This is a genomic window from uncultured Kriegella sp. (genome assembly GCF_963975415.1).
In the GTDB taxonomy this organism is placed as follows: domain Bacteria; phylum Bacteroidota; class Bacteroidia; order Flavobacteriales; family Flavobacteriaceae; genus Kriegella.
This window is the reverse complement of the sequence record NZ_CAXBGN010000003.1, coordinates 656248-678788: the sequence shown is the minus strand read 5'-3', so window position 1 is coordinate 678788 and position 22541 is coordinate 656248. Positions and strand designations below refer to the sequence as shown.

Genomic DNA, 22541 nt, shown 5'->3' with positions numbered 1-22541 from the left:
TTCAAAAAGAAAATGATTGATTTTAAGAGATTCTATTTTTTTGAAATTACAATAAAGAATGAATTGCGTAAAAATATCTAAAAGATTAATTTATAAAATATACCAATGAACTATTATAAATATATATTTCTGTTTCTCATAGTTTTGGGAGGAACTATTTCCTGTAATCTCGACGAAGCTCTAGAGGAAACACCAAAAGATTTTTTAAGTCCCTCAAATTCTTTTACCGATAAATCAGGTTTCGAATCGGCTTTGGCCCATATCTACTTGACCATTAGAACCAACATGTACGCAAATTCCGATAGCCGGGATAATTTTGACATGCTTGGACTCGGACTTGATTTAGGTTCCAATCAAATTGACAATACGCAACATAATGAATATTTTCAATGGAATGTATTTAATGCTGACAATAGCTTTGTCAAAAAATGGTGGGGACGTCTTTATAATTGGATTTTTCTGGCCAACGTAATTATTGAACGTTCAGAGGACATAAATGTTACTTGGGAATCCGAGGAAGAAAAGAACGCCGTTGTTGCCGAAGCGAGATTCATCAGAGCATTTGCATATCATTTTTTGGCTAATATGTGGGGCGGCGTGCCATTGGTTTTAGATGAAACAAAGTCTCCAAAATTCGACTATAGTCGCGCATCTCAGCAAGCAGTTTACCTCCAATGTAAAGAGGATCTTGAATTCGCCGTTCAGTGGATGCCGACCGTGGAAAACCTGCCGGGCGGAAGGGCCCCTCGAGCAGCAGCCTATCATTTATTGACAGAAGTTAATATTTCCCTAGAAGATTACGATGGGGCCATAACAGCGGCTACCATGGTAATAGATAATCCAAACTTTAATTTAATGACCGAACGTTTCGGTCAGTTGACCGATTTTCAATTTAATGGATATGATTACCAAGGTGAGAATGAAACTTGGGGCGATGTGTATTGGGATTTGTTCCGGGAAAACAACATGAATTGGCTTGAAGGAAATCATGAAGCCATTTGGAACGTAGAATTTGACCCGACTATGGTAGGCGGTGGCAATGTTGGTCAATGGGGCGGAAATTTTGGTCTCGAAAGATGGTGGGGTGTAATATGGTGGAACCAAAAAGATAAAAATGGAGTCAGTAATTGGCTCATGGATATTTTAAGTGGAAGACCCGTTCAAGGTATAACTGTTACCGATTACGCAGATTTTATAATTTGGGATTATAAAGATGATTGGGACCAAGATATCAGGAATTCAAAATATAACATACAACGCACCTATTATTGGACCAATCCTGCTAGTGAGTTTTATGGGCAGCCAATGACAATTGATAATACGGGTGACCCGGACACTTTCTACAAAAACACAAAACCTTTCTACAAAAAGGCAGCGACCGCCATACACCATAACCAGTTCCAGGATGCAAGTAGCGGTCAAGGACACGATAATGGGCGTATCTACAAAGACTGGTATATCATGCGTTTGGCCGAAACTTATCTTTTGAGAGCCGAAGCTTACTTTCTTAAAGGAGATGGGGAAAACGCCGCCAATGACATTAATAGTGTAAGAAACAGGGCTAATGCCACAGCCGTTACTGCCGGAGAAGTTGATTGGGATCTACTTTTGGACGAACGTGCACGGGAGCTTTATATGGAAGAATTCCGTTTCAACACTTTGCTACGAACAGGCAAATTGGTAGAACAACTCATGAAGTATAATCCCGTGGTCATTCAAAATGGATATAATTTGGGCGACCATTTAAATAAATTGCCAATTCCAAGTTCGGAAATTGAGGCTAATTCAGAAGTCACATTAGAGCAGAATCCCGGTTATTGAAAATAGTTGAGTTGAGTTAGTTTTGAATAGTGCCATCACGGGAAAGCTGGGGTGGCATTATTTCAATGATAGAACCCGTGGAAGAATCACGCAAACCTTTGACATGGCTAATGGTTATGAATTTCAAGTACTTCTCAAAGAAGTAATATTCAAATCGATTTAAGGAAATGGTGACAAACTATATAATAAAAACAATGAATTTTTATGAAAGTTCAGAATAAGCGACCACTATACGTTCAGGGTTTGACTATACTATCCCTGGTATTTTTGACATTAGTTCAATGTCAAACTTCTAAGAAAGAATCTTTTTTTAATGGACATGAGGTAAGAGGTGGTTTGAATAACGTGCTTTCTAAGATGGAAAATAGAGATACTGTTAGAGTAGCCTATTTAGGCGGAAGTATCACGGCACAGCCAGGTTGGCGAATTCATTCGTTCAATTGGTTTAAAGAAAATTACCCGAATACGAAGTTTATAGAAATCAACGCAGCAATAGGAGGAACTGGCTCTCCATTTGGAGCTTATAGGCTGAAAGACCAAGTGTTACAATACCATCCTGATTTAGTATTCGTCGAATTTGCGGTAAACGACTCTAATACTAATCCAGAGGAAATTACCCGTTCCATGGAGGGAATTACACATCAAATTTGGAAACAAAACCCTGAGATAGATATCTGTTTTATCTATACCATTAAAGAAGATTTTTTAGATATCTACAAAAAAGATAGTCTGCCATCTTCTATAACAACAATGGAAAAAATTGCAGAGCATTACCAGATTCCATCAATCAATTTTGGCCCAGAGGTTCTTCGAAGGGTAGATGAAGGCAAAGTTCTATTTAAGGGCAATAAGGAAACTAACGATACCATAGTAGTGTTTAGTCCTGATGGGGTTCATCCATACCCCGAATCAGGTCATAAAATTTATCATGAGGTTTTTGTAAGTGCGCTTACTGAAATGAAGTCAGAAGTAGCGAACAACGTTGTTAAACACAATATTGTCGAACCCCTCATTGCCAACCCATCTGTGGATACAAAAATGATTGATTGGGATAAAATTGATTCAAAAGAAGAATTAACCGCTATTGAAACCAAAAGCGACTCCATTTATAAAAAATTCACGAGATACTTTAACAATATAGGAAAAGGTGTTCCAGGAGATTCTTTGTCTTTTAAATTTCGAGGCCAAGCCTTTGGGTTTTATGACGTCATCGGACCAGGCACGGGGACCCTTGAAGTCGCTGTTGATGGTAAAAAACAAAATATTAGCCGGTTTGATGGGTATTGCACCTATTGGAGAATAAGCTATAAGACCATAGGTGGATTGGCTGATTCGATTCATACGGTATCGATTAAAGTGCGCGAAGAACCTATCGACAAGAATAAAATCCTCTCTGCAAATAACCGTTCAATAGGCGAACCTGAAGATTACACGGAACTCAACTGGTATCTCGCTAAAATACTAATAGATGGTGATTTGCTAAATCACAAAATTTATAATTGATTTTAAAGCCATAAAATGAATATGTACAAAACTTGTAAATTTTTCCTATTTAACCTTTTATTCTTGACCTCCCTATTAGCAACAGCTCAAAAAGGGGGCTTTATCGATGCGGCCGAATTCGGCTTTTCGCCTGATGCCACCGGATTGGAAAACGTAAAGGCGCTTCAAAAAGCAGTAGATCAAACAGGCACCATTGTCATAAGCCGACCAGGAACCTACAAAGTGGCAGGAACCACCTATATTGGAAGCAATACCACCCTTGATTTTGGCAATGGCGTGGTTCTACAAAAAGTCGATGAAGTTGGTAAGTTTTCACATGTGCTGCTCAACAAAGGTGCTTTGACAAAAACCTATGATGAACATATTACCATTAAAGACCTTGTCGTCAAGGTCAATGGTGTCGACCTGGTCTTTAACGAAGTATTCGGCCTTAGGGGCCAAATTGCATTTTTTTATGTCAAGGATTTAAGAATCGAAGGATTTCGCTGTTATGACATTATGCCCGCACAATTCGGAATTCATGTTTGTACTTTTGAAGACCTAATCATTGATAATACTATTCTCAAAGGCAAAAAGGATGGTATTCACCTTGGGCGCGGAAATAGATTCAGAATTTCCAACGCGGTTTTCGAAACTATCGATGATGCACTCGCCTTAAATGCCCATGATTACGCTACATCGAACCCCGAATTAGGATGGATCGAAAATGGACTGATCGAAAATTGCCATGATTTGGCATCAGATCAAAAACTGGTCGGCTATTTCTGTCGAATATTGGCAGGGGGCTGGATCGATTGGAAAGAAGGCATGGAAGTTCAAAAAGCAGATGCCGTGGTCTCAAACGGAAGAATATACCGGGTTAATGCCGACCCTGACGGTAAAATATACAAATCGACTACCCGACCTACCCATACCCAAGGAACCAAGGAATTGGATGGCATTAAGTGGGTAATGACACAAGAAGATGTCGAATACGTCGCGGGAGTAAGGAACGTGACATTTAGGGATATCTATCTAGAAAAACCAAGAACTGGCTTTTCAATCCATTTTGACAATGGCAAATGGAGCCGTTCTTACTATCCCGGGGCAGAGATTCCGATGCAAAGACAGTTAGTGTTCGACAATATCAGGGTATTACATAACGGCTCTCGTGAATTATTAGGTGTAGACACTCCAATAGATGCCATAACCATATCCAATTCAAGTCTTGGTAATACAGGTATAAAATTTCATTCCAATAAAGCCATGAAAGAATATTTTCCAACAAAAATCAGTATTTCAGGAACGGTATTTAATGCTAAGGGAGAAATGAATTTAATCGATAATTCGGTGGAAAACAAAATCATCTATTTGAAGACTTCAAACAGCATTGAAACCAGCGAGGGTTTTTCGGCCATAGTTCACAATCAAAGCGGAAAATTAATCATTGATTCAGATTTGACCGGTCTTAGAGATTAAACAAAGATTGCCCATTGGCATCCTTCCCAAAATAAGAGAACATTTTTTTTCACAAACCGGCTATTGCCCATCTACAGGCATGGCCTCTTTAATAGGTGCCATAAATATTCCCTCGGCCTGCCATATTTCCGCCATTCTTGAAAGTGATTTTAAGAAACTCTCAAAATCCTTACGGTTGGGCCGTGTCCAACCCACTTCGGCGTAAGCGGCAATTCTAGGGAAAGTCATAAAATCCATATAACCGCTACTCGGAATCCATTCACCCCACATTTGGCAGCCCGTTCCAATAATACGCTTATGGTATTTTTCATCAAGATCCTCGGGAACCGGATCAAAATCGTACGCTCTTCGCAGCGAGATGTCTTTGTACGAATAGTCTAAATAGGTTTCAGAATGTAATGAATTCACAATATCATAACCCTCCGAGGCCGCCTGAGCCATTAATTTTATATCTCCTTTCCAAAAATGGACGACAGAGCTTTTGGACAATTTTTCTTCGGCCCCTTCATCTTTTGCCGACTGATAATCGTGTACATTATGCCCCAAAATCTCGTTCCATCCCATCATTTTTCTTCCCTTGCTTTCAATATACCTCGAAATCTTATTGGTAAAATCGATTTGTACATCTGCAAAACTTTTCAAGTTATTCTCCTTCATATAGCTCTTTATATCCTTTGAACTTTCCCAATGGTCATATTTAGCTTCATCACCTCCAATATGGATTACTTTGGAGGGGAACAACGCCATAACTTCATCCAATACATTAGTCAAAAAACTAAAAACTTTTGGGTTCGCAACGTTAAAAATATCCTTACTTACTCCAAATTTTATGGGTACTTCTATTTGTTTTCCGGAGGAACCCAACCATGGATATGCAGCGATGGCCGCCGAAGAATGTCCGGGTATTTCTATTTCGGGAACAACGGTTATGTGCCTTTCCCGTGCATAGGAAACTATTTCCCTGATCTCATCTTGGGTGTAGAACCCTTCATGAGGAACACCAGACTGAATCGGACTTTGCCATTTTCTTGGGCCCACTTGGGTGGTCGGCCTTTTTGAACCTATCTCGGTCAATAAGGGGTATTTTTTTATTTCGATGCGCCAGCCTTGATCATCGACCAAATGCCAATGGAAAACGTTCATTTTCAGTCGTGCCATTTCGTCTAAAATTTTCTTTACCTGTTCCTTCCCTTTAAAATATCGTCCTTCATCCAGCATATAGGCCCGCCACCCGAATCGGGGCGTATCTTTTATTTCCATATGGTCAAGCGTCCATTTCCCATCTTGTTCTTTAAAAGACTGCCTCAATGTTTGCAACCCATAAAATAAGCCCTGTTCACTAGTCGCAGCGATGCGTATACCCTTTTTATCTACCCGCAGCGTATAACTTTCTTCAGAATCCATTTCCTTTGCACTCAACTCGAACAAAAGATCGACCGTCGCTGTCTTTTTATCAACTGTTTTTACTTTCCATCCAAAATCTTCCTCTAGAACAGTTGTGGTATACTTCGTAATATGTTGAAGACCGCTTTTGCCATGCACGGTAAAGTCTTCACCTGAAAATATATAATGGCCACTTTTTTTTATGACCTGATTGGGCCTTGGAATAACCTGAACGTCACTAGATTGCCCTAAAATGGCGAAGGGAAGCATCGTTAAGAATAGGCTTAAAATAGAGTTTTTGAGTTGTTTGAACATTTTCAACAATTTGATTAATATTTGTTTTGCTGCCAGGTTTGTGTCTTTGGCAAAAATAGCGTTCTATTTTTCTTACAATGAAATTTTCAAATCTTTAATTTTTCATCAATGTTAAGGAACCAGAAAATTTGGAAAATCTTCAATTTTTTCACAACCAATCTGTTCCATAACCTGTTTTAATTCCGTTTTCAAAAGTGATATGGTGTGTGTACCCCCTTTAGTTCCAAGGGCACCTACACCATACATAAAAGAGCGCCCCATAAAAGTAAAGGCCGCCCCACTGGCCAAAGTTCTTGCTACATCGGGCCCTGAGCGAATACCACTGTCCATCATAATTTTAATCTGGTCGCCATATTTTTCCGCTATTCTCGAAAGTGGATTAATCGTAGATTCCCCGGCATCCAATTGTCTTCCCCCATGGTTGGATACAATTATACCATCTAACCCTAAGTGGATCGCTTTCTCGGCATCGGCTTCGTTTGCCACGCCTTTCAAAACCAATTTCCCTTTCCACAAATCTCTAATAGGCTTGATTTTTTCCTTGTCCAACCTTCCGGAAAAAGTCTGATCCATAAATTCACCCAATTGCTTTAGGTCTAATTTTTTGGGCATATAAGGTTTTAGCGTCTCAAAATTTGGTTGGCCATGTAGAAGTGTTTTTAAGGCCCATTCTGGTTTTTCTAATATTTGAAGCATATTTTTAATCGACATTTTAGGTGGCAGGGCCAAACCATTTCTAACATCCCTAGGCCTAAAACCAAAAGTGGGCACATCACATAAAATAACCAAAACGGAGCACTGGGCCGCTTCTGCCCGTTTGATGAGATCATCCCTTAATCTATTTTCTGTTGGATGGTATGGTTGAAACCATGCACTGCCCTGAGTAATTTCAGATATCCATTCAATACTACTGGTGGTCACTGTGCTAAGTATGAAGGGTATATTATGTTTGAAAGCCGCCTTTGCCAATATTTCGGGCGAATTGGGCCACATTAGGCCTTGAAGTCCCACTGGGGCTATACCAAAAGGGGCGTCGTAAGTGTGTCCGAAAAGTTCTGTCGCCATAGATGAACAAGTATGCTCGGTAAGGTAATTCGGTACAAGTTCTACCTTGCGGATCTCTGAAGTGTTTTTAAGAAGGTTTACATCTTCATTACAACCACCATCAAGGTACTCAAAAGCAAATTTGGGCATTTTTCTCTTGGCCTTGTTCCTCAAATCCACAATTGAGGGGTACCTTGGATTTATCTTTATTTCCTTGCTCTTCATTTTTTCCTTTCTCATTTTAGAGGGATTAAAACATTTACCCATCTTATTACTTTCATAACTATTTTTAGTTTTACGGTGATTACATATAGAAAAAAATGTCTATCGACTAAAAAAAGGCTCCTATTTGTCGGAGCCTTTCCTCTCAACTAACCTAACCACTTACTTGAAAAAATATCTATTCGCAATAGGCTTATTATAAACGATTGCGACCACATTCAATCTCTCTTAGTCTTATTTCAATACTATCGGTCTGTACCCCCCTTTGGTTCTGAAGTAAAATATCAAAATCAAATAGCACACCAACATAATCACCGGAAATATAATGACCTTCGCCAAAGCCATTTGTGTGCCCTTAATTTTCAGGTCTTCAACAAGTGCATTTACCCCTTCAGGATGGTCAACCCCGACAAGAACACCCTTAACCTGTGCCATATCAAGCGTCTCAAAATCGATAATGGAATAGATGGTTTCCTCTTTTAAAGGCAACGCTACTTTCCCGTTCTTTAATAAAGTCGAGGGGAAGGCCTGAGCCAATTCATGAGAAGCCTCCAATTGTTCAATTTGTGAATTGGATTGGAACGCACCAATAATAGGTGCCCCCAACATACCTACGGTCAACATACCGATGCCACTTACGGCATTCAAGGTAAGTGCTCCTCCCTTAGGCGTCTGTTCCGCCACCACACCTAAAGTAGTCGGCCAGAAAAACGTCTTTCCCAAACCATATAATGTCGCAGCGGCAAAAATCAACCATCCCGTGGATATGGAAAGAAAATAGAGCCCTAAAATGGCAAGTACACAACTAATGACCAACAAGACCAATGGTGAAACTTGGCGCAAAATGGATCCTGCAAAAAGCCGAAGCACCAACATGATGGCCGAAGTATATATCAGCACCCAACCCGCATCGAAACCTTTGCTGCTGGAAATATCGTGCATAATGGACTGAATCCAAGAATCCGTTCCGAGTTCGGTAGTGGCCAAAGGCATGATTATAAAACATAGGAATAATAGTATGGGGCGGCCCCATGTCTTTACATACCACCCGAAGGCTGCCACCATTAGTACGCCTATCCCAATGAACATGTAACGCACAAAGTAATCTTCTGGTCCCGGGTTGAAAAAATCATTCAACTGGAGTACCACCAAAAATGCCACGAGGGAAGCTCCGCCGACACCAAACTCTTGTAGCATTTCTTTATAGCTCACTCCCGCGGCTACACGTTCATTGGGCGGAAATTCCTGTCTGATGAGCATCAAATAATACATCATGGCCGGAACCACCGTGATTGCAATTTTTATCCACCACTCCACGTTGCCTAAGGCTATTACAATAATTCCTGCAAGCACTAATCCCGCAGGCCAAGCGGCATGTAATATATTCAACCACTTGGTCTTGTTTTTGTTGAACATGGTCGCGACCACCGGATTTATAAAAGCTTCTACCGTACCGTTGCCCAAGGCAAATACCAAACTTCCCCAATACAAAAGATCATAAGCTGTATCAAGGTCGCCGTACTGCAAATATTGGTAGGCAAAATAGCCCATTACCCCCCAAGTCAAATGCCCCAAAAAAGCAAAGACCATTGCCACTTTGTAACCGATCTTATCAATTAAGAGGCTAAAAAAAATAATAGCTACAAAAAATGGCCATATGCCGATACCCATAAGTTTTCCCGCCTGAGCCGGGTTAAGACCAAAGGCCTCGCTCCAAGTATCTACAAGGAATACTCTGGTAATGAAACCGAAAGCCGTGGTCAATAACGCAATAAAACACCCCAAAAAAAGTATCCTTTTTCTTGACTTATCCGCTTTTGGTAAATTTTCCATAATTCTATTTGTATAATTTTAAATGCCAGGTCTTTGAATCGCATTCTAACGGGTAAGACCTATTTCAAGTTCCAAGGATTTAAACTTTTTTGTCAATTCGGTGAGTGAAGATTCGACCGCCATCCGCTCCAAAGATGAAGCCCCAACAAAACCATGGGCCGTCGTATTTTCTAGAATAATCTTTACATCATCAGGGGTATTGATGGGCCCACCATGCGCCAAGAAAATAGTATTTTCATTGACCTTTTTTCCCGCATCAATAATTTCCTGGGTTCTTTTGATGGCAAAGTCCATATTTACCGTTGCGCCAACTACGCCGATCGATCCGCCGACAGTCGTGCCCACATGGGCTATGATGGCATCGGCGCCAACTTCGGCCATTTGAACGGCCTCTTCCGGTGTGGCCACGTAAACACATGAAAAAAGATCCATTTCCGAGGCCAAACGTACCATTTCAACTTCTTTATGGAAGCCCATACCGGTCTCTTCAAGAATATCTCTAAAACTACCATCGACGATAGCGTGCGTAGGGAAATTGTTCACGCCGGAGAACCCCATATTCTTTACCTGGTGTAAAAAATGCCACATTCTCCTGCGGGGATCTGATCCGTGGACTCCACAGAATACAGGAATCTCTTCAACAACCGGCAATACTTCAAATTCCCCGATCTCCATAGCTACTGCATTGGCGTCTCCATACGCCATTAGCCCGGCTGTTGATCCATGACCTGACATCCTAAAGCGTCCCGAATTATAAATAATCAGGAAATCGGCCCCACCCTTTTCTATAAATTTGGCACTTATTCCTGTTCCGGCTCCAGCACCAATAATGGCTTTCTTTTGAGCTAAGGTCTTTTGTAATCGATGTCTAACTTCTTCTCGGGTATATGGGTTACCCTTCCCTGTCCATTTATTCGGCATTTTGTTCTATTTTTTTTATAATTCGTTTGTTTACTGCATTATTTTCAACAAGCGTTCTACCAATTTCTTGGCAAAAGCTTCATCATTGATGTGCACATCCATTTCAACAACAGGTAAATGGCCCTTAGCATTTTCCTTTATTGATCCGAACAGGGCATCATCCGCTACGGGGTCATAAAAAATCTCTCCTATACTGTCAATTTGTGATATCCCTTTTAAAGGGATGAGGATTTCAACAGCAGCGTTGGAGCGTTTTAATTTTTCGGAAAGCTGTTTGCCCAGAATCTGGTTTTCCTTATTATCCGTCCTCATCAGGGTCACGTCCGGTGCCCAACTGTAGAGCTTTCTGGTTTTGTATTCCTTAGGAAGTGTATCCATTTGAGCAAAATTTACCATGTCTAGACATCCGGGTACCACAATCTGGGGGATACCTATTTCCGATGCCGCAGTAAGTCGCTCTGGCCCCGCACTTAATATGCCCCCACAAAGTTCATCGGCAAGCTCCGTTGTGGTAATATCCAACACCGCATCAAATACTCTTTCCCGAATCAAGGCTTCCATAGTAGCTCCTCCGACCCCAGTGGCATGAAAAGCCATGACCTCATATCCTTTCTCCCTTAATAGTTCGGTGCATTTATCCACACATTTGGTCGTGTTGCCGAACATACTGATGGCGATACTTTTTTTGACATCGGCGGCGACATCGACTTTTGTTTCCGCCATTGCAGTAATGGCCGCTGCCGCTTGCCGTATTAATAGCCTACTGATCCGATTGATACCGGCCACATCAACGACAGATGACATCAGGGTAATATCCTTCACTCCTATCTGCCTAGACAGGTCTTTGGCGACTACGGTACTCAAGCAGAATTTCGGAATCCCCAAAGGCACCGCCTGCATAGCCTCCAAGATAATATAGGTGCCACCGCCGCCTCCCATACCAATAACAGCGGTAATCTGGTTTTTCAAAACCAAGTCTGCCAGTATGACCGCAGCACCCTTTCCCATCAATTCTACTGCCCGACCTCGATCATTGGACTGTCTGATGGATTCCAATGTATCACCAGAAGCAGCAGCTACGGCAATCTGGTCAACATCGATCGGAAAATCGACCGCAGTTTCCATTATTCCCGTATTTATTGTAATTATCCGCTGATTTTGTGCCTTAAGACAATTTAGGAGATAGGAAAAATCTTCTCCTTTAGTGTCAAAACAACCCAGCATTACGATACTTCTATTGGTTGTGTCCATATATTTATTGCAACATTGATTATACGTTGAAATCGAAAACTACTACCCGTTCTAATTTAGGCACTACCACCTCCTTCGCCTCTTCGTGAATGGGATGGGGCAGGTAGGCTTCGCGAGATTCGGGGCTATCGAAGGTCATGATAAAACCATGGGTAAAACCATCATTTAGACCTTCAGAACTATCATAAGGCCCGTACTCCATGTCCAATAGCCCAGGTATTTGACCTACCATGGCCATCATAGTGGTGAAACAATTATCGATTTGAACATCGCTTACGCCTTTCTTGAACTGGAACATTCCATAATGTCTAGTCATAATTCTATTTTTAGGTATTAAATTGATTTTTATTCCTTTCTTTCCTTTACTTCTGGATAAAGGCAAATACTCCTTTTTTATTTGACGTTACAATATCGGTTTTACCATCTCCATTAAGGTCTCCCACAGAAATCTGTCTTCCCACACCTGAGTTATCATCTATCTTATATGGTACAAGTTCTGCCGACCCATCTGCATGTCTCCGGGTTTTGAACCAATACAACACCGCAGGATCCTCCGCTCCTGGGTCACGCCCATTATGGGCATAATAGCATTTACCAGTCACGATATCTAGAATGCCGTCGTTGTCGATATCAGTGCTGGCCATTGCGTGCAATTGACCAAATGACACCCCAAATGGGTTGTCTTCCGATTTATCGGTCATCACCTTATGTTCACTAAAACCGATTTCCCCTTTATCATCTATTTGTTCGTACCAAGAGAGCCCATAACCGTGACCGTCGATAGCGGTCACCACATCATTATAGCCGTCCCCATCTACATCATAGACAAACATTTGGGCACCTCCTTTTCCCTCGGAAAACGGATAAGGATGGTAACTCCAAGGGGTAATTCCATCCCAATGTACGGGCTGTTCCCACCAACCGCTTTTTTCAAGTACATCCTTCAGTCCATCCCCATTGATATCTCCTACCCCTAGGCCATGGGAATACACTGGAAAACGATTTTGATTCTCTTCGGAAATGGGAAATACCTGCCACCCTTCCTTATTTCTTTTGTGTGGTATTCCAAGCATTAACCTTCCTTCGCTGAAAGCCAATAATTCCTTTTTTTCATCACCAACGACATTGACCAAAACTGGTGATTCATGACATACATTGACGACGGCCTTACGATATTGGGGTTCAGGTACCGGTTTACTAACGGGAAACGATTTCTTTCCCGGATCTTTGATCCACCTACTGTCCGTTCCCGGGAGCCCAATTTGAAGAATATCGATCCAACGATTTCCATCGATAAGGGAAGGAAAAGTAAAAAAGTTAGTGGCGTACCCTTCAAGACCAGGACCGGTTATTGGAAAATAATTAACGGGGCCATAGGCATACGCTACTTTAAAATTCGGGCCTTGCCACCATAATGGTCCGGCAATGATATCGCTATGCCCATCGTTGTCGATATCACCTATCGAAGCTCCCTCGGAGACATACCTATCTAAAAGTATTTTCTTTTGAAAAGACACCCCGGATGGCATCTGACTTGTCTGTCCCCAGAGGATTGTTAAGGGAAACAACACGGAGCAAGACAAAATGAATATCTTAATTTTCAAACTTATCATTCCACCTTTCCTTTTTACTTTAAAGTTTTAATAAATGCCAGTAGATCAGACACCTGCTCATCGGAATAATTATCAATGAGGCCTTTGGGCATAAAGGAACGCCCCCCCAAGAACCCTTGTGAAGCGATGTCAGAAACTTGGATAAATTGACTACTCCCCCCCATGAATCCGATTGTGGTACCGCGTTCATCTTTTTTTACCAGATATCCTTCGATATTGCTACCGTCTGTCTTGGTAAGCCTATAAACCGCATAACTACTTTCAACAGCTGCATCGGGATTTAAAATTGCGGTCAACAACGCCTCGTTTTCCCGCAACGCCGAACCATCCAATGCCGGGGCAAAATCATATCCCTCACTACCAACGCTGTGGCACATAAGACAAGCCTGAAACAATTTTTTCCCTTTTTTCGGTATACCGCTCCCCTTCTCCGCAATGGTCATAAATCGCTGCAGTTTAGACTCAAAGGCCTTCTTCTCCTCTTCGATTCTACTTTTTACTTGATCAAAAAGTTCTTTTCCCCTTACATCTTCCTTATCGGATGCAAATACCTTTTCTGCACTTGACAGGTCAAATTCTTGTGATTTCAGGACTCCTGTTTCCAAAAGTTGTTTCAAAAGCGAGCTTCCTTCCTTAGAATTGGACAATATTCGATTCACCGATTCTTTTTGGGATTGGTTCAAATTCGGTATCCATTCGTTTAACGTTTTGTTGGCGGATGACATATCCGATTTGGCAAGGGTCTCAATGGCAGCAGCTCTCAACTCCAACTCCAAAGTCTCCATTTTCGCGATCCGTTTGAAGATTGCCCTGTTTTTCCTTGGTTCATTCATCAGCGCTCGCATCGCAAGTTTCATAGTTTCCAAGGAAGAATCCTTATTCACAAAAGGGGTTACAGCACTTCTTAAGGAACTGATATTTAGTTTTCCAACAGCCTCCAAACCAATATGTTGACGAGATTCATCCCCGCTAAGCAATAAATGTTTTATCGGAGTCTCCAAGGCTCGGGTCAGTTCCTCTGATTTTACCGATGCCAGATTATTCAGGGCTAGGGAAACATGCTTCTGTGCTTTTTGGCTGCTTTGTAAAACGGGTAAAACTGCCTTAAAAACATTGCTATTTCCTAACATTCCGGTTACCAGTACAAAGGTGGCCTCATCCAAATTTTTATCATCCGTTTGCTCCCATAGGTCTACAAAGACCGCTTCCCGTTCTTTTTGGGGCAAAGCCTGACTTGCCCAAATTAGATTGGAAGTATCATAGTTGGCAGCTTCCGATGACCCGATAAAATCCAATAACTGATTTGGATAGTTCTCCAAAGCCTTTCGGGCAAGATATCTTTCAAAATTACGTTCGTATGCCCCTCCCATGGCATTCCCTTCAAGTGGCGGATTACAGCCCCCCACCAATAACCCGATAGTCTTCAGATTTGCCGTATTTACCGCCTCTAAAGTTCTTAACACCTGAGACCTTACCATCGGGTTATCATCCTTAGCGGTTTTACCCAATAAATTGGCTAGGGCATCTGCGCTAAGCATAAAAGACTGTAAAGAACGAACAGCCTCCCGCCTGAGATCATCGGATGCTGTATTTAGTAATTTTATTATCAACTTTTGGTCGTAATGTTTAATTCCTTCGAGAGACCAAAGGGCCATTATACGTGTAATCTCATCCTCTTTAACATTGGAAGCCATGGCTATGAGATCATTGGCCAATTTGCGGGTCTCTTCAATAGGACGGTCACTTATCTGGTGCCATGCGGCACGCTTCGCCCATATGGATGGGGATTTTAAATAATCAACTAGGTCATCGGTCTTTACTTCATAAAAATTTGGGATTTCCCGAGGTTTTTGAGATTTATGGCGTATTCTCCATAGGCGTCCGTGAGACTTGTCTCGGTCAGGATGCGTAGTAGCCACCTCGTTATGGGAAACAATTTTATTGTACCAATCAGCTATGTACAAACATCCGTCAGGGCCGAATTCCATATTCACCGGCCTGAACCAATCGTCTTTCGATGTCAAAAAATCAGGAAGGTGTTCAGCAGAAACTGAACCATCATTGTTCCTCACGATTTTCACCGCATTAATGGCACTACTAATGGGATTGGCAATTAGAGCAACATTTTTCCATTCCTCCGGAAATGTTCCTTCCAGATCGTCTGCGAAGGCAACCCCAGATATACCGGTCCCTCCCACACGAAACTTGTGTAATTCGGGCATCCAAGGTTGGTAGGGTCGCAGACGATCACTACCTATACCCGGAAAACCGGTCCCTACTTCCATCGGAACCACCGAATACCCCAAGTCATTGGCCTCCATGCCATACCATTGACCATTGCCCCTAAGCTTAAAACCCCAAATATTGTTCAATCCGGAGTTGATTAGTTCTATTTCTTTCGCATCTAAGGAAAAACGTGCGATTTTACTAAAGTCCATACGCACCTTCGCATCGCTCACAAGGGAACTCACTTCCCCTTTGTTCAACGCCCCATGGCTAAAATGGATCCAATCGCCCGGGCCACGAACCAAAACATGGGCCATGGTATGGGTGTCGGTTATACCGAATCCGGTGAACAAGGGTGTTCGTTTGTCTGCTTTGCCATCGTTATCGGTGTCTTCTAAAAAGAAAAGCTCCGAACCCTGCGCCACATAACTTCCATTCTTGTAGGGCAAGATACTTTGGGGAATGGTCAACCCGTCTGCCCAAACATTTGTTTTAAGGCTGTTCTTCCCATAGAGCCCGGAAAGCACCAAAATTTTATCTTTTCCTTTGGTCTTTCCGCGATACAAATCCAGAACTCGTCTAAATTCAGGATCCTTTTCCTGAGCGATAGGATCATTCATAAGTTTTAGCAGTTCTTGCCAACCTATATCCGTAACTGGATCTAAAGGATACATCTCAGCAGTCTGTGTCCACAACCTACCGGCATCATCAAATGCCATGTGGATAGGGTTGACTACGCCATTTTCTTCACTGGCCACAAGTTCTATTACGAAGCCTTCGGGAACCTGAAAACCTGCCAGTTCCTCTTGAGGAGATAATATTTTGGTACGTGCGGAATGCGTTTTATGGTTATAATCGATTTCCTCTTTTTCATCAGAACTGGTCGCATCTGCCGTTTCCGTTTTTTCTTTACACCCAAGGCTAGTTAAGGCCATAGCAAGGCCATATAAAAGTATTATTCTTTTAATTTTCATGTATTTTTCCTAAATGTTAATGCTTATGTTCCGCTACAGCTCTGTAATGGTTATATGTTTGAATTCAATCTTGGCATTTCCCCCACTGTGCAATTGAATGCCAATAACACCTGTTGCAGGAATCTTCGTATCACTCTCAAAATATTCAGCGGTTTTCACCCCATTGATGTACAATTCGTGTTTATTTTCGATGCACCTGACAATGTAGCTGTTCCATCCATCCTCGTTCAGTATGTGTTTTAAAGTACTAAGCTCTCCGCCCAAAAGCTTACCTCTTCGGTGCTCATCATAAATATCGCCCCAATATCCCTTGCCTATGTCGGCTTGGTACCCAATAATATGTCCGTTTTTAATTGTAGACCGATATTGTATTCCACTGTTGATCAATCCCGTATTATGGTCGCCCGTTAACCGAAAAAGGCAGCGAAACTCAAAATTTTTATATTTCTTCGTAGTGTATACATAGGTGTTTTCCTGGATTTTGGTTACACCGTCTCCCCCCACCAAGATGCTATCGGATACTTTCCATAGGGGCAAATTATGCGCTTTAACCGTTTTCCAGCCGTTTAATGTTTTACCATCAAAAAGGGAAGTTGTGGAAGGGACAGTTTGTGCCCTGCAACTTACATTGCTGATGATGGCAACTGTTAATAGGATCTTTGAAATAAAGAAAAAGTATCTAACTTTCTTCAAAAGTGGATTAATGCTATTTGTTTTCATCTGTTCTATTTTTTGATTTTATTTTTATGATTCAAGAGATTTTTTAGCTATAAAAATCTAGCCAATCGTCTAAGTATTGGCTAGAAAAACCACCTAAGATCAAATACTGTTACCAACCGGGGTTTTGCTCTAGTTGATTATTCAATTGTAGTTGTCTAAGTGGCAAAGGGAATAAGTAATGTTTATCGGCCTCAAAATTTCTGTTCGATGCCGGATCAGTTATAATATATCCTTCGGCATTCAAGCTCGGGGTTAGGGCGCTCCAATTAGCATGAGTCTCCCATTCGGTACCCCCGTATTTTATTCCCAAAAGAGCCTCGGGCAGAACTGTTTCGGCCGTTTTCCATCGTCTTAAATCATCGTATCTAAAGCCTTCCGCAAAAAGCTCTACCGTTCTTTCCCTTCTGATTTCCTCCAACATATCCAACCCATTTGTGGCAACGAAGGCAGCAGTTAAATGAGGTAGTCCCACTCTATCTCTCAACTTGTTAATCGATTTATCTAAATCGCTATCGGAAATAGCGCCATTCAACTCGAAAGTGGCCTCAGCAAAATTGAGTAACACTTCGGCCAATCGAATCACCGGATAATCAGTACCATTGGGAGTCTCATTTTCAAGCATAAACTTTAGGGTGATATAACCGGTCGCCGTGCGCCCTGGAATTTCAGCCAAATTGAGCGTACCTCTAGTCGGATCGTTTAAATCGGCCCAATTTCTGGTCCATGCCGCCTGCTGCGAATTATAGTACACCGTTAATGGCCTGGACATTAACATACGAGGATCACGGTGGTCGTATTCAGAATCTATTTGCCCTTTAGCTTGAAACAAGGTAGATTTATCAATAGGCAAACCATCGGTGCAGAGATACATATCTGCCAATGTTTTCGTCGGATTCAATCCATTGACGGGATCAGGTCTTGAATTATGCGGAAGCTCGTCTACATCTCGTCTGGCCACCAAGATAAATTCTTTGTTTCCCGACTTTGTGATATTGGCGGGGTTAGACTGTTTTTTATCGAGGGTGAATAAATATTTATAGTTATCATCTCCCAGTACATCGCGTCTATCGAACAATTCATACCCCTCGGATAGCACTAAATTAGCCGCTGACACCGCCTCTTGGAGCAAGTTATTGGCTCCATTACCACCATGGTATTTTTGCCATGTGCCTTCAAAGAGTGCAACTCTGCTTAAATAGGCATTGGCCGCCCCCTTTGTTACCCTACCCTCGTCTTCTGCAACCATTGCTTCAAAACTTGTAAGATCAGATGCTGCAATTTTCAAATCGGAAATAATGGAATTTACTATTTCCTCCCTGGAATTCCGCGGTGCTTGTAAGGCATCCGAATCTATGCTTAAAGGAGCATCTATTAAGGGCACTCCCCCGAATTGTCTCAATAGATTGAAATAGGCCATTGCCCTAAAAAAGTGCGATTCTCCTTTGTACTGCAATATTTCTGCCTTCAGGTCTAGGTCAGCATTCTCGATTTTTTCTATCAAGGTCGATGTTCTTCTGATCAGCGTATATGAATCATCCCACACCGCACTGGTAAAACTAGTCGTATAGTCTCCCCTACTAATAGAATTACCATTTACACTAGTCGTCAAATCACTCCAATCATCTCTAGACCACGTACCGTGAGCTGGCAAAAAATCATAATAATTATTAGCAAAAAGTTTAAAATCGCCAGGAGTTTTGAAAAAAGTGGCTTCGCTTAATTCAGTTTCTGCAAAATTGTCATCTAAATTTTGTTCGCAAGACCAAAAAATAGATATGGACAACAGTACCATTATTGATAATAATCTCGTTGTAAGTTTCATTTTATATTGTATTTTTCGGTGTTAGAATGATATGTTTAAACCAAGGGAATACGACTTATAAAGGGGGGTTACAAGACCTCTTGCTATAGGGAATTCGGGGTCTTGATTACCTTTTAAACCAGTAAAGGTCATAAGGTTTGACCCACTGAGATAGATTCTTAGATCGGCGAGTTGGATTTTATGCAACACATCTGATGGAAAAGTGTAACCCATCTGCAAATTCTTCAACCTTAAATACTTGTTGTTTATCCACTTATAGGGTGCGTCGGAATTGCGATAGTTGTTACCGTCAATGGCACCGTTGGTCGTTAATCTTGGATGCAGTGCATCGGTATTGTCAGGCGTCCAGGTCTGGCCATATAAATGTTCCCATGAAGGGGCCCACCAAGCCGAATTGCTCGGTTTATCGGAATCAAAAATATTCCATTTCCCTACGCCCTGAAAAAACATCGAAAAATCAAATCCCTTATAATCGGCTCCAAGCGTGAACGAATATGCCCAATGCTGCTCCGCATCACCTATCGCCACCATATCACCTGACTCTTCATCTCCTATTTCGGTAAATAGCTTACCGGGTTCAATTTCTCCGTCCCCGTCTAAATCTTTAAACTTTGCATCCCCGATCCTGAGGTTGTTTGATGTGCCGTCTAAAGCCACATATGCATCGAGCTCCTCTTGATTTTGAATAAGACCGTCGTACCTCAAAGAAAATGCGGTATTCGTATTATAGCCTTCAACAAAAGTATTTAATCCATCTGCGGGAATTTTGTTGTCTAACGTGGTTATCTCATTGCTATCGTCACTGAGAACACCTCCTATTCTAAAATTGAAGTCTTCTCCAATTCTTCCATTCCAATTCAAGGCCAATTCCCAACCTTTGACAGTTAAGGCCCCTCCATTGACCAAGGGTGTTGAAATACCAATGGTCGTCGGAAATTCTTGGGTAATCAATAAATCACTAATATCTTTTTTGAAATAATCAAAAGATCCTGAAATAGCGTAATCAAACAAAGAAAAATCTAAACCAACATTACCAATACTTACAGTTTCCCAAGTGGTGGATGGGCTCGCCAAGGCTGGAATAAATGCTGAATTGGTTCTAATCGGGCTATCTGGGTCACCAAAAAGATAAGTGCCGCCCAAAGCAATTTTAGGAAGAAAATCGAAGAGCCCAACATTATTTTGATTTCCTAAACTTCCCTTGGAAACCCGTAGTTTCAAATTGTTTATAAATCCTTTCGTAGCATTCATAATTCCCTCATCTGAAATTACCCAGGCTCCGGAAACTCCCCAGAAATTACCCCACCTGTTTTCTGGGGCAAAACGCGAAGACCCATCCCTTCTAAAATTGAAATCCAACAAGTATTTCTTTTTGAAATTATAACTTAGTGTGGCGAAATAGGAGTCAATAACCCAACCATTCTTCACTTCGGTCGGAAGTCCATCTTCATCGGCTCCTTGCGCAAAGGAAGGCAACTCTTCTGTGATTAAATTTTTTCTTGCCACACCGAAGCTTTCATAATGCAATTCTTCATGTGCGGCACCTAGCAAGACTGTTACGGCATGATCGCCAAAGTTACCCAAATAGCTTGCGGTAAGATTCGCTACATCATGTTCTGTAAGCGAATGACTTGAACCTGCACTACTAACGGTATTGATTTTTTGTCTTGGTTCATCGTCCCAGTCATACAACTGCACTATATTACGTTGATAAAAGTTTTTATTATTGTCAATATTTGTAGCGATATCCGCGTGGAGGGTAACCCCTATCAACGGTTTCCAATCAAGGCCGGCCTGAATGTTTTGGCGATAAGAAACCCGCTCGTCGTCACCCAATGCTTCAGCGTGTGCTATCGGGCTTTGAAACCCACCAAAATTTGCATAATTACCTTCTGGAGTTCGTATCAAGTGGCTTGGCCAAACACCGAATGAATTCGACACTGCACTATCATAACCTATGGGCAGTGTAATGTTCTGCCGCTCCATAGAAAGGTTTGTGGAAATAGATAACTTATCGGAAATATCAAACTGATATTTCACCCGGGCGAAGTATCTCTTATTGGTATTTTCCCCAAATCTAAAATTCCCTGGTTGATCTAAAAAACCAGCCGATGCATAATAGTTAGACTTATCTGTTCTACCTGATACACTTAGTTGATGCTTTTTCATAATGGCAGTTTGGTACATGTACCCCACCCAATCAATAGACTTGGTACTCATGTATGGTGTATCAGTAAAAGGCCCTGGAATTATCGCTGGGCCCGTACCGTTTTTAATGTCTTCTAGATATGGTGCTATATATGAATAGAAGTGGTTTTGAATACCATCATTGGCATGGGCCTCTAAATGCATATCAAAATGTTGCCCGAGATTTACACGCTTCGGGTGCTCTCCAACAGTGTTTACCGACACATTTGTGGAATATTCAATAACGGGCTTGCTTGAAGTGCCTTTTTTTGTTGTAACCAGCAATACACCACCTGCAGCACGCGCTCCATAAATGGCTGCTTGGGCATCTTTCAAGACCGTAATATTGGCAATATCATCAGGATTTAACTGATTCAATGCGCTACCATTATTTTCTGGCTGAACAATACCATCGATAACGATGAGAATTCCAGCACCATCACCGGTGGTCGAGCTTATTCCCCTTAACCTGATAAACGGCACATCGGTACCAACCTTTCCTCCTCCCCCGTTTACAATTTGCAGTCCGGGAATTGCCCCTTGCAAAGACTCGAAAACATTGGACTGTGGTTTAGACTCCAGTTGTTTTTTATCCAATTTAAAAACCGATCCGGTTAGCTCACCTTTGGTTTTCGTACCATACCCCACTACAACAACTTCATCAAGGCCTGAGGCGTTTTCTTCTAGCGCTATGGTATAATTCGATTCACTGTTTATGGAAATCTCTTTGGTACTGAATCCGATGTAAGAAATAATTAAGGTAGTATTTTCAGGGGCAACCAAAATACTGAAATTACCGTCAAAATCAGTCTGAATGCCATTGGTCGTGCCCTTTTCAAGAACATTGGCGCCCGCTAGCGGTGTACCTTCCGAATCGGTTACAAACCCTGTAATCTCTCTTGGTTGTTGTTCTTTATTCTTAGCTTTTGCTTCTATTAATTTCTCCGAAGCATGTTCATTAGGGGCTCTGGATATGGAGGGATTCCCATATACAATAAAAGAACTGATACCCATAAGTATCAAGAAAAATCTAATTGGGAGCAAGAACAAATTTCCAATATTCATCTTTGGGCCATTAAACCTATGTTTTCGCTTTTTATTCATATTTATTATTGGTTTATTGTTGGTTGTTATCTGGTAGTGCGTAATGCATGGGTACCTCTTTAAGTTGAGTGATCTATAATTTTTTGCATTGTTGATCGTGTAAAAATTATTAGAAACCAAATGTCAAATCCGTTTTGTCTTCTA

General features: G+C 41.6%; 14 protein-coding genes. 3 read left to right on the top strand and 11 right to left on the bottom strand.

Annotation, left to right across the window (positions count from 1 at the left end; translation table 11 throughout):
• The first annotated feature begins 105 nt into the window (after positions 1-105).
• From AACZ88_RS09595 to AACZ88_RS09585, 3 genes are all read left to right on the top strand, one after another.
• A complete protein-coding gene (locus tag AACZ88_RS09595; protein ID WP_339709278.1) occupies positions 106-1821 on the top strand; it encodes a RagB/SusD family nutrient uptake outer membrane protein in 1716 nt (571 codons plus the stop codon).
• Between the two features lie 204 nt (positions 1822-2025).
• The gene (locus AACZ88_RS09590) at positions 2026-3324 is read left to right on the top strand and encodes an SGNH/GDSL hydrolase family protein (RefSeq protein WP_339709276.1); all 1299 of its coding nucleotides are present in this window, start codon (positions 2026-2028) and stop codon (positions 3322-3324) included.
• A 63-nt stretch (positions 3325-3387) separates the two neighbouring features.
• Positions 3388-4782, top strand: coding sequence for a hypothetical protein (locus AACZ88_RS09585; RefSeq protein WP_339709274.1), 1395 nt, complete (start codon positions 3388-3390; stop codon positions 4780-4782).
• Positions 4783-4842: 60 nt separating this feature from the next.
• On the opposite strand, the gene AACZ88_RS09580 is transcribed toward AACZ88_RS09585, so the two are convergent.
• From AACZ88_RS09580 to AACZ88_RS09530, 11 genes are all read right to left on the bottom strand, one after another.
• A complete protein-coding gene (locus tag AACZ88_RS09580) occupies positions 4843-6480 on the bottom strand; it encodes a beta-N-acetylhexosaminidase (protein WP_339709272.1) in 1638 nt (545 codons plus the stop codon).
• Positions 6481-6591: 111 nt separating this feature from the next.
• Positions 6592-7764 carry an alpha-hydroxy acid oxidase gene (locus AACZ88_RS09575; protein ID WP_339709270.1) on the bottom strand — a complete coding sequence of 391 codons (1173 nt, stop codon included), beginning with the start codon at positions 7762-7764 and terminating at the stop codon, positions 6592-6594.
• 216 nt (positions 7765-7980) lie between these two features.
• Entirely contained in the window at positions 7981-9579 is a 1599-nt protein-coding gene (locus AACZ88_RS09570) for an MFS transporter (protein WP_339709268.1), read from the bottom strand.
• A 45-nt stretch (positions 9580-9624) separates the two neighbouring features.
• The gene (locus AACZ88_RS09565; RefSeq protein ID WP_339709266.1) at positions 9625-10500 is read right to left on the bottom strand and encodes a phosphoenolpyruvate hydrolase family protein; all 876 of its coding nucleotides are present in this window, start codon (positions 10498-10500) and stop codon (positions 9625-9627) included.
• Positions 10501-10530: 30 nt separating this feature from the next.
• On the bottom strand, positions 10531-11751 hold the full coding sequence (locus AACZ88_RS09560) for a Tm-1-like ATP-binding domain-containing protein (protein ID WP_339709264.1): 1221 nt from the start codon (positions 11749-11751) through the stop codon (positions 10531-10533).
• Positions 11752-11770: 19 nt separating this feature from the next.
• The gene (locus AACZ88_RS09555) at positions 11771-12067 is read right to left on the bottom strand and encodes a Dabb family protein (protein WP_339709262.1); all 297 of its coding nucleotides are present in this window, start codon (positions 12065-12067) and stop codon (positions 11771-11773) included.
• 46 nt (positions 12068-12113) lie between these two features.
• The gene (locus AACZ88_RS09550) at positions 12114-13364 is read right to left on the bottom strand and encodes a VCBS repeat-containing protein (protein ID WP_339709260.1); all 1251 of its coding nucleotides are present in this window, start codon (positions 13362-13364) and stop codon (positions 12114-12116) included.
• Between the two features lie 14 nt (positions 13365-13378).
• Complete coding sequence (locus AACZ88_RS09545) at positions 13379-16564, bottom strand: c-type cytochrome (RefSeq protein ID WP_339709258.1); 3186 nt, start codon at positions 16562-16564, stop codon at positions 13379-13381.
• A gap of 33 nt (positions 16565-16597) precedes the next feature.
• The gene (locus AACZ88_RS09540) at positions 16598-17284 is read right to left on the bottom strand and encodes a DUF1080 domain-containing protein (protein ID WP_339709256.1); all 687 of its coding nucleotides are present in this window, start codon (positions 17282-17284) and stop codon (positions 16598-16600) included.
• A gap of 109 nt (positions 17285-17393) precedes the next feature.
• On the bottom strand, positions 17394-19106 hold the full coding sequence (locus AACZ88_RS09535; protein WP_339709254.1) for a RagB/SusD family nutrient uptake outer membrane protein: 1713 nt from the start codon (positions 19104-19106) through the stop codon (positions 17394-17396).
• 21 nt (positions 19107-19127) lie between these two features.
• Positions 19128-22397, bottom strand: a complete 3270-nt coding sequence (locus AACZ88_RS09530; RefSeq protein ID WP_339709252.1) for a TonB-dependent receptor — start codon at positions 22395-22397, stop codon at positions 19128-19130.
• Positions 22398-22541 lie beyond the last annotated feature (144 nt).

Excerpts from the sequence above, each read along its gene's own strand:
- AACZ88_RS09595 (WP_339709278.1), top strand. The coding sequence starts at position 106 with ATGAACTATTATAAATATATATTTCTGTTTCTCATAGTTTTGGGAGGA.
- AACZ88_RS09535 (WP_339709254.1), bottom strand. The coding sequence starts at position 19,106 with ATGAAACTTACAACGAGATTATTATCAATAATGGTACTGTTGTCCATA.
- AACZ88_RS09555 (WP_339709262.1), bottom strand. The coding sequence starts at position 12,067 with ATGACTAGACATTATGGAATGTTCCAGTTCAAGAAAGGCGTAAGCGAT.
- AACZ88_RS09570 (WP_339709268.1), bottom strand. The coding sequence starts at position 9,579 with ATGGAAAATTTACCAAAAGCGGATAAGTCAAGAAAAAGGATACTTTTT.
- AACZ88_RS09580 (WP_339709272.1), bottom strand. The coding sequence starts at position 6,480 with ATGTTCAAACAACTCAAAAACTCTATTTTAAGCCTATTCTTAACGATG.
- AACZ88_RS09545 (WP_339709258.1), bottom strand. The coding sequence starts at position 16,564 with ATGAAAATTAAAAGAATAATACTTTTATATGGCCTTGCTATGGCCTTA.
- AACZ88_RS09575 (WP_339709270.1), bottom strand. The coding sequence starts at position 7,764 with ATGAGAAAGGAAAAAATGAAGAGCAAGGAAATAAAGATAAATCCAAGG.
- AACZ88_RS09590 (WP_339709276.1), top strand. The coding sequence starts at position 2,026 with ATGAAAGTTCAGAATAAGCGACCACTATACGTTCAGGGTTTGACTATA.
- AACZ88_RS09565 (WP_339709266.1), bottom strand. The coding sequence starts at position 10,500 with ATGCCGAATAAATGGACAGGGAAGGGTAACCCATATACCCGAGAAGAA.
- AACZ88_RS09530 (WP_339709252.1), bottom strand. The coding sequence starts at position 22,397 with ATGAATAAAAAGCGAAAACATAGGTTTAATGGCCCAAAGATGAATATT.
- AACZ88_RS09560 (WP_339709264.1), bottom strand. The coding sequence starts at position 11,751 with ATGGACACAACCAATAGAAGTATCGTAATGCTGGGTTGTTTTGACACT.
- AACZ88_RS09540 (WP_339709256.1), bottom strand. The coding sequence starts at position 17,284 with ATGAAAACAAATAGCATTAATCCACTTTTGAAGAAAGTTAGATACTTT.
- AACZ88_RS09550 (WP_339709260.1), bottom strand. The coding sequence starts at position 13,364 with ATGATAAGTTTGAAAATTAAGATATTCATTTTGTCTTGCTCCGTGTTG.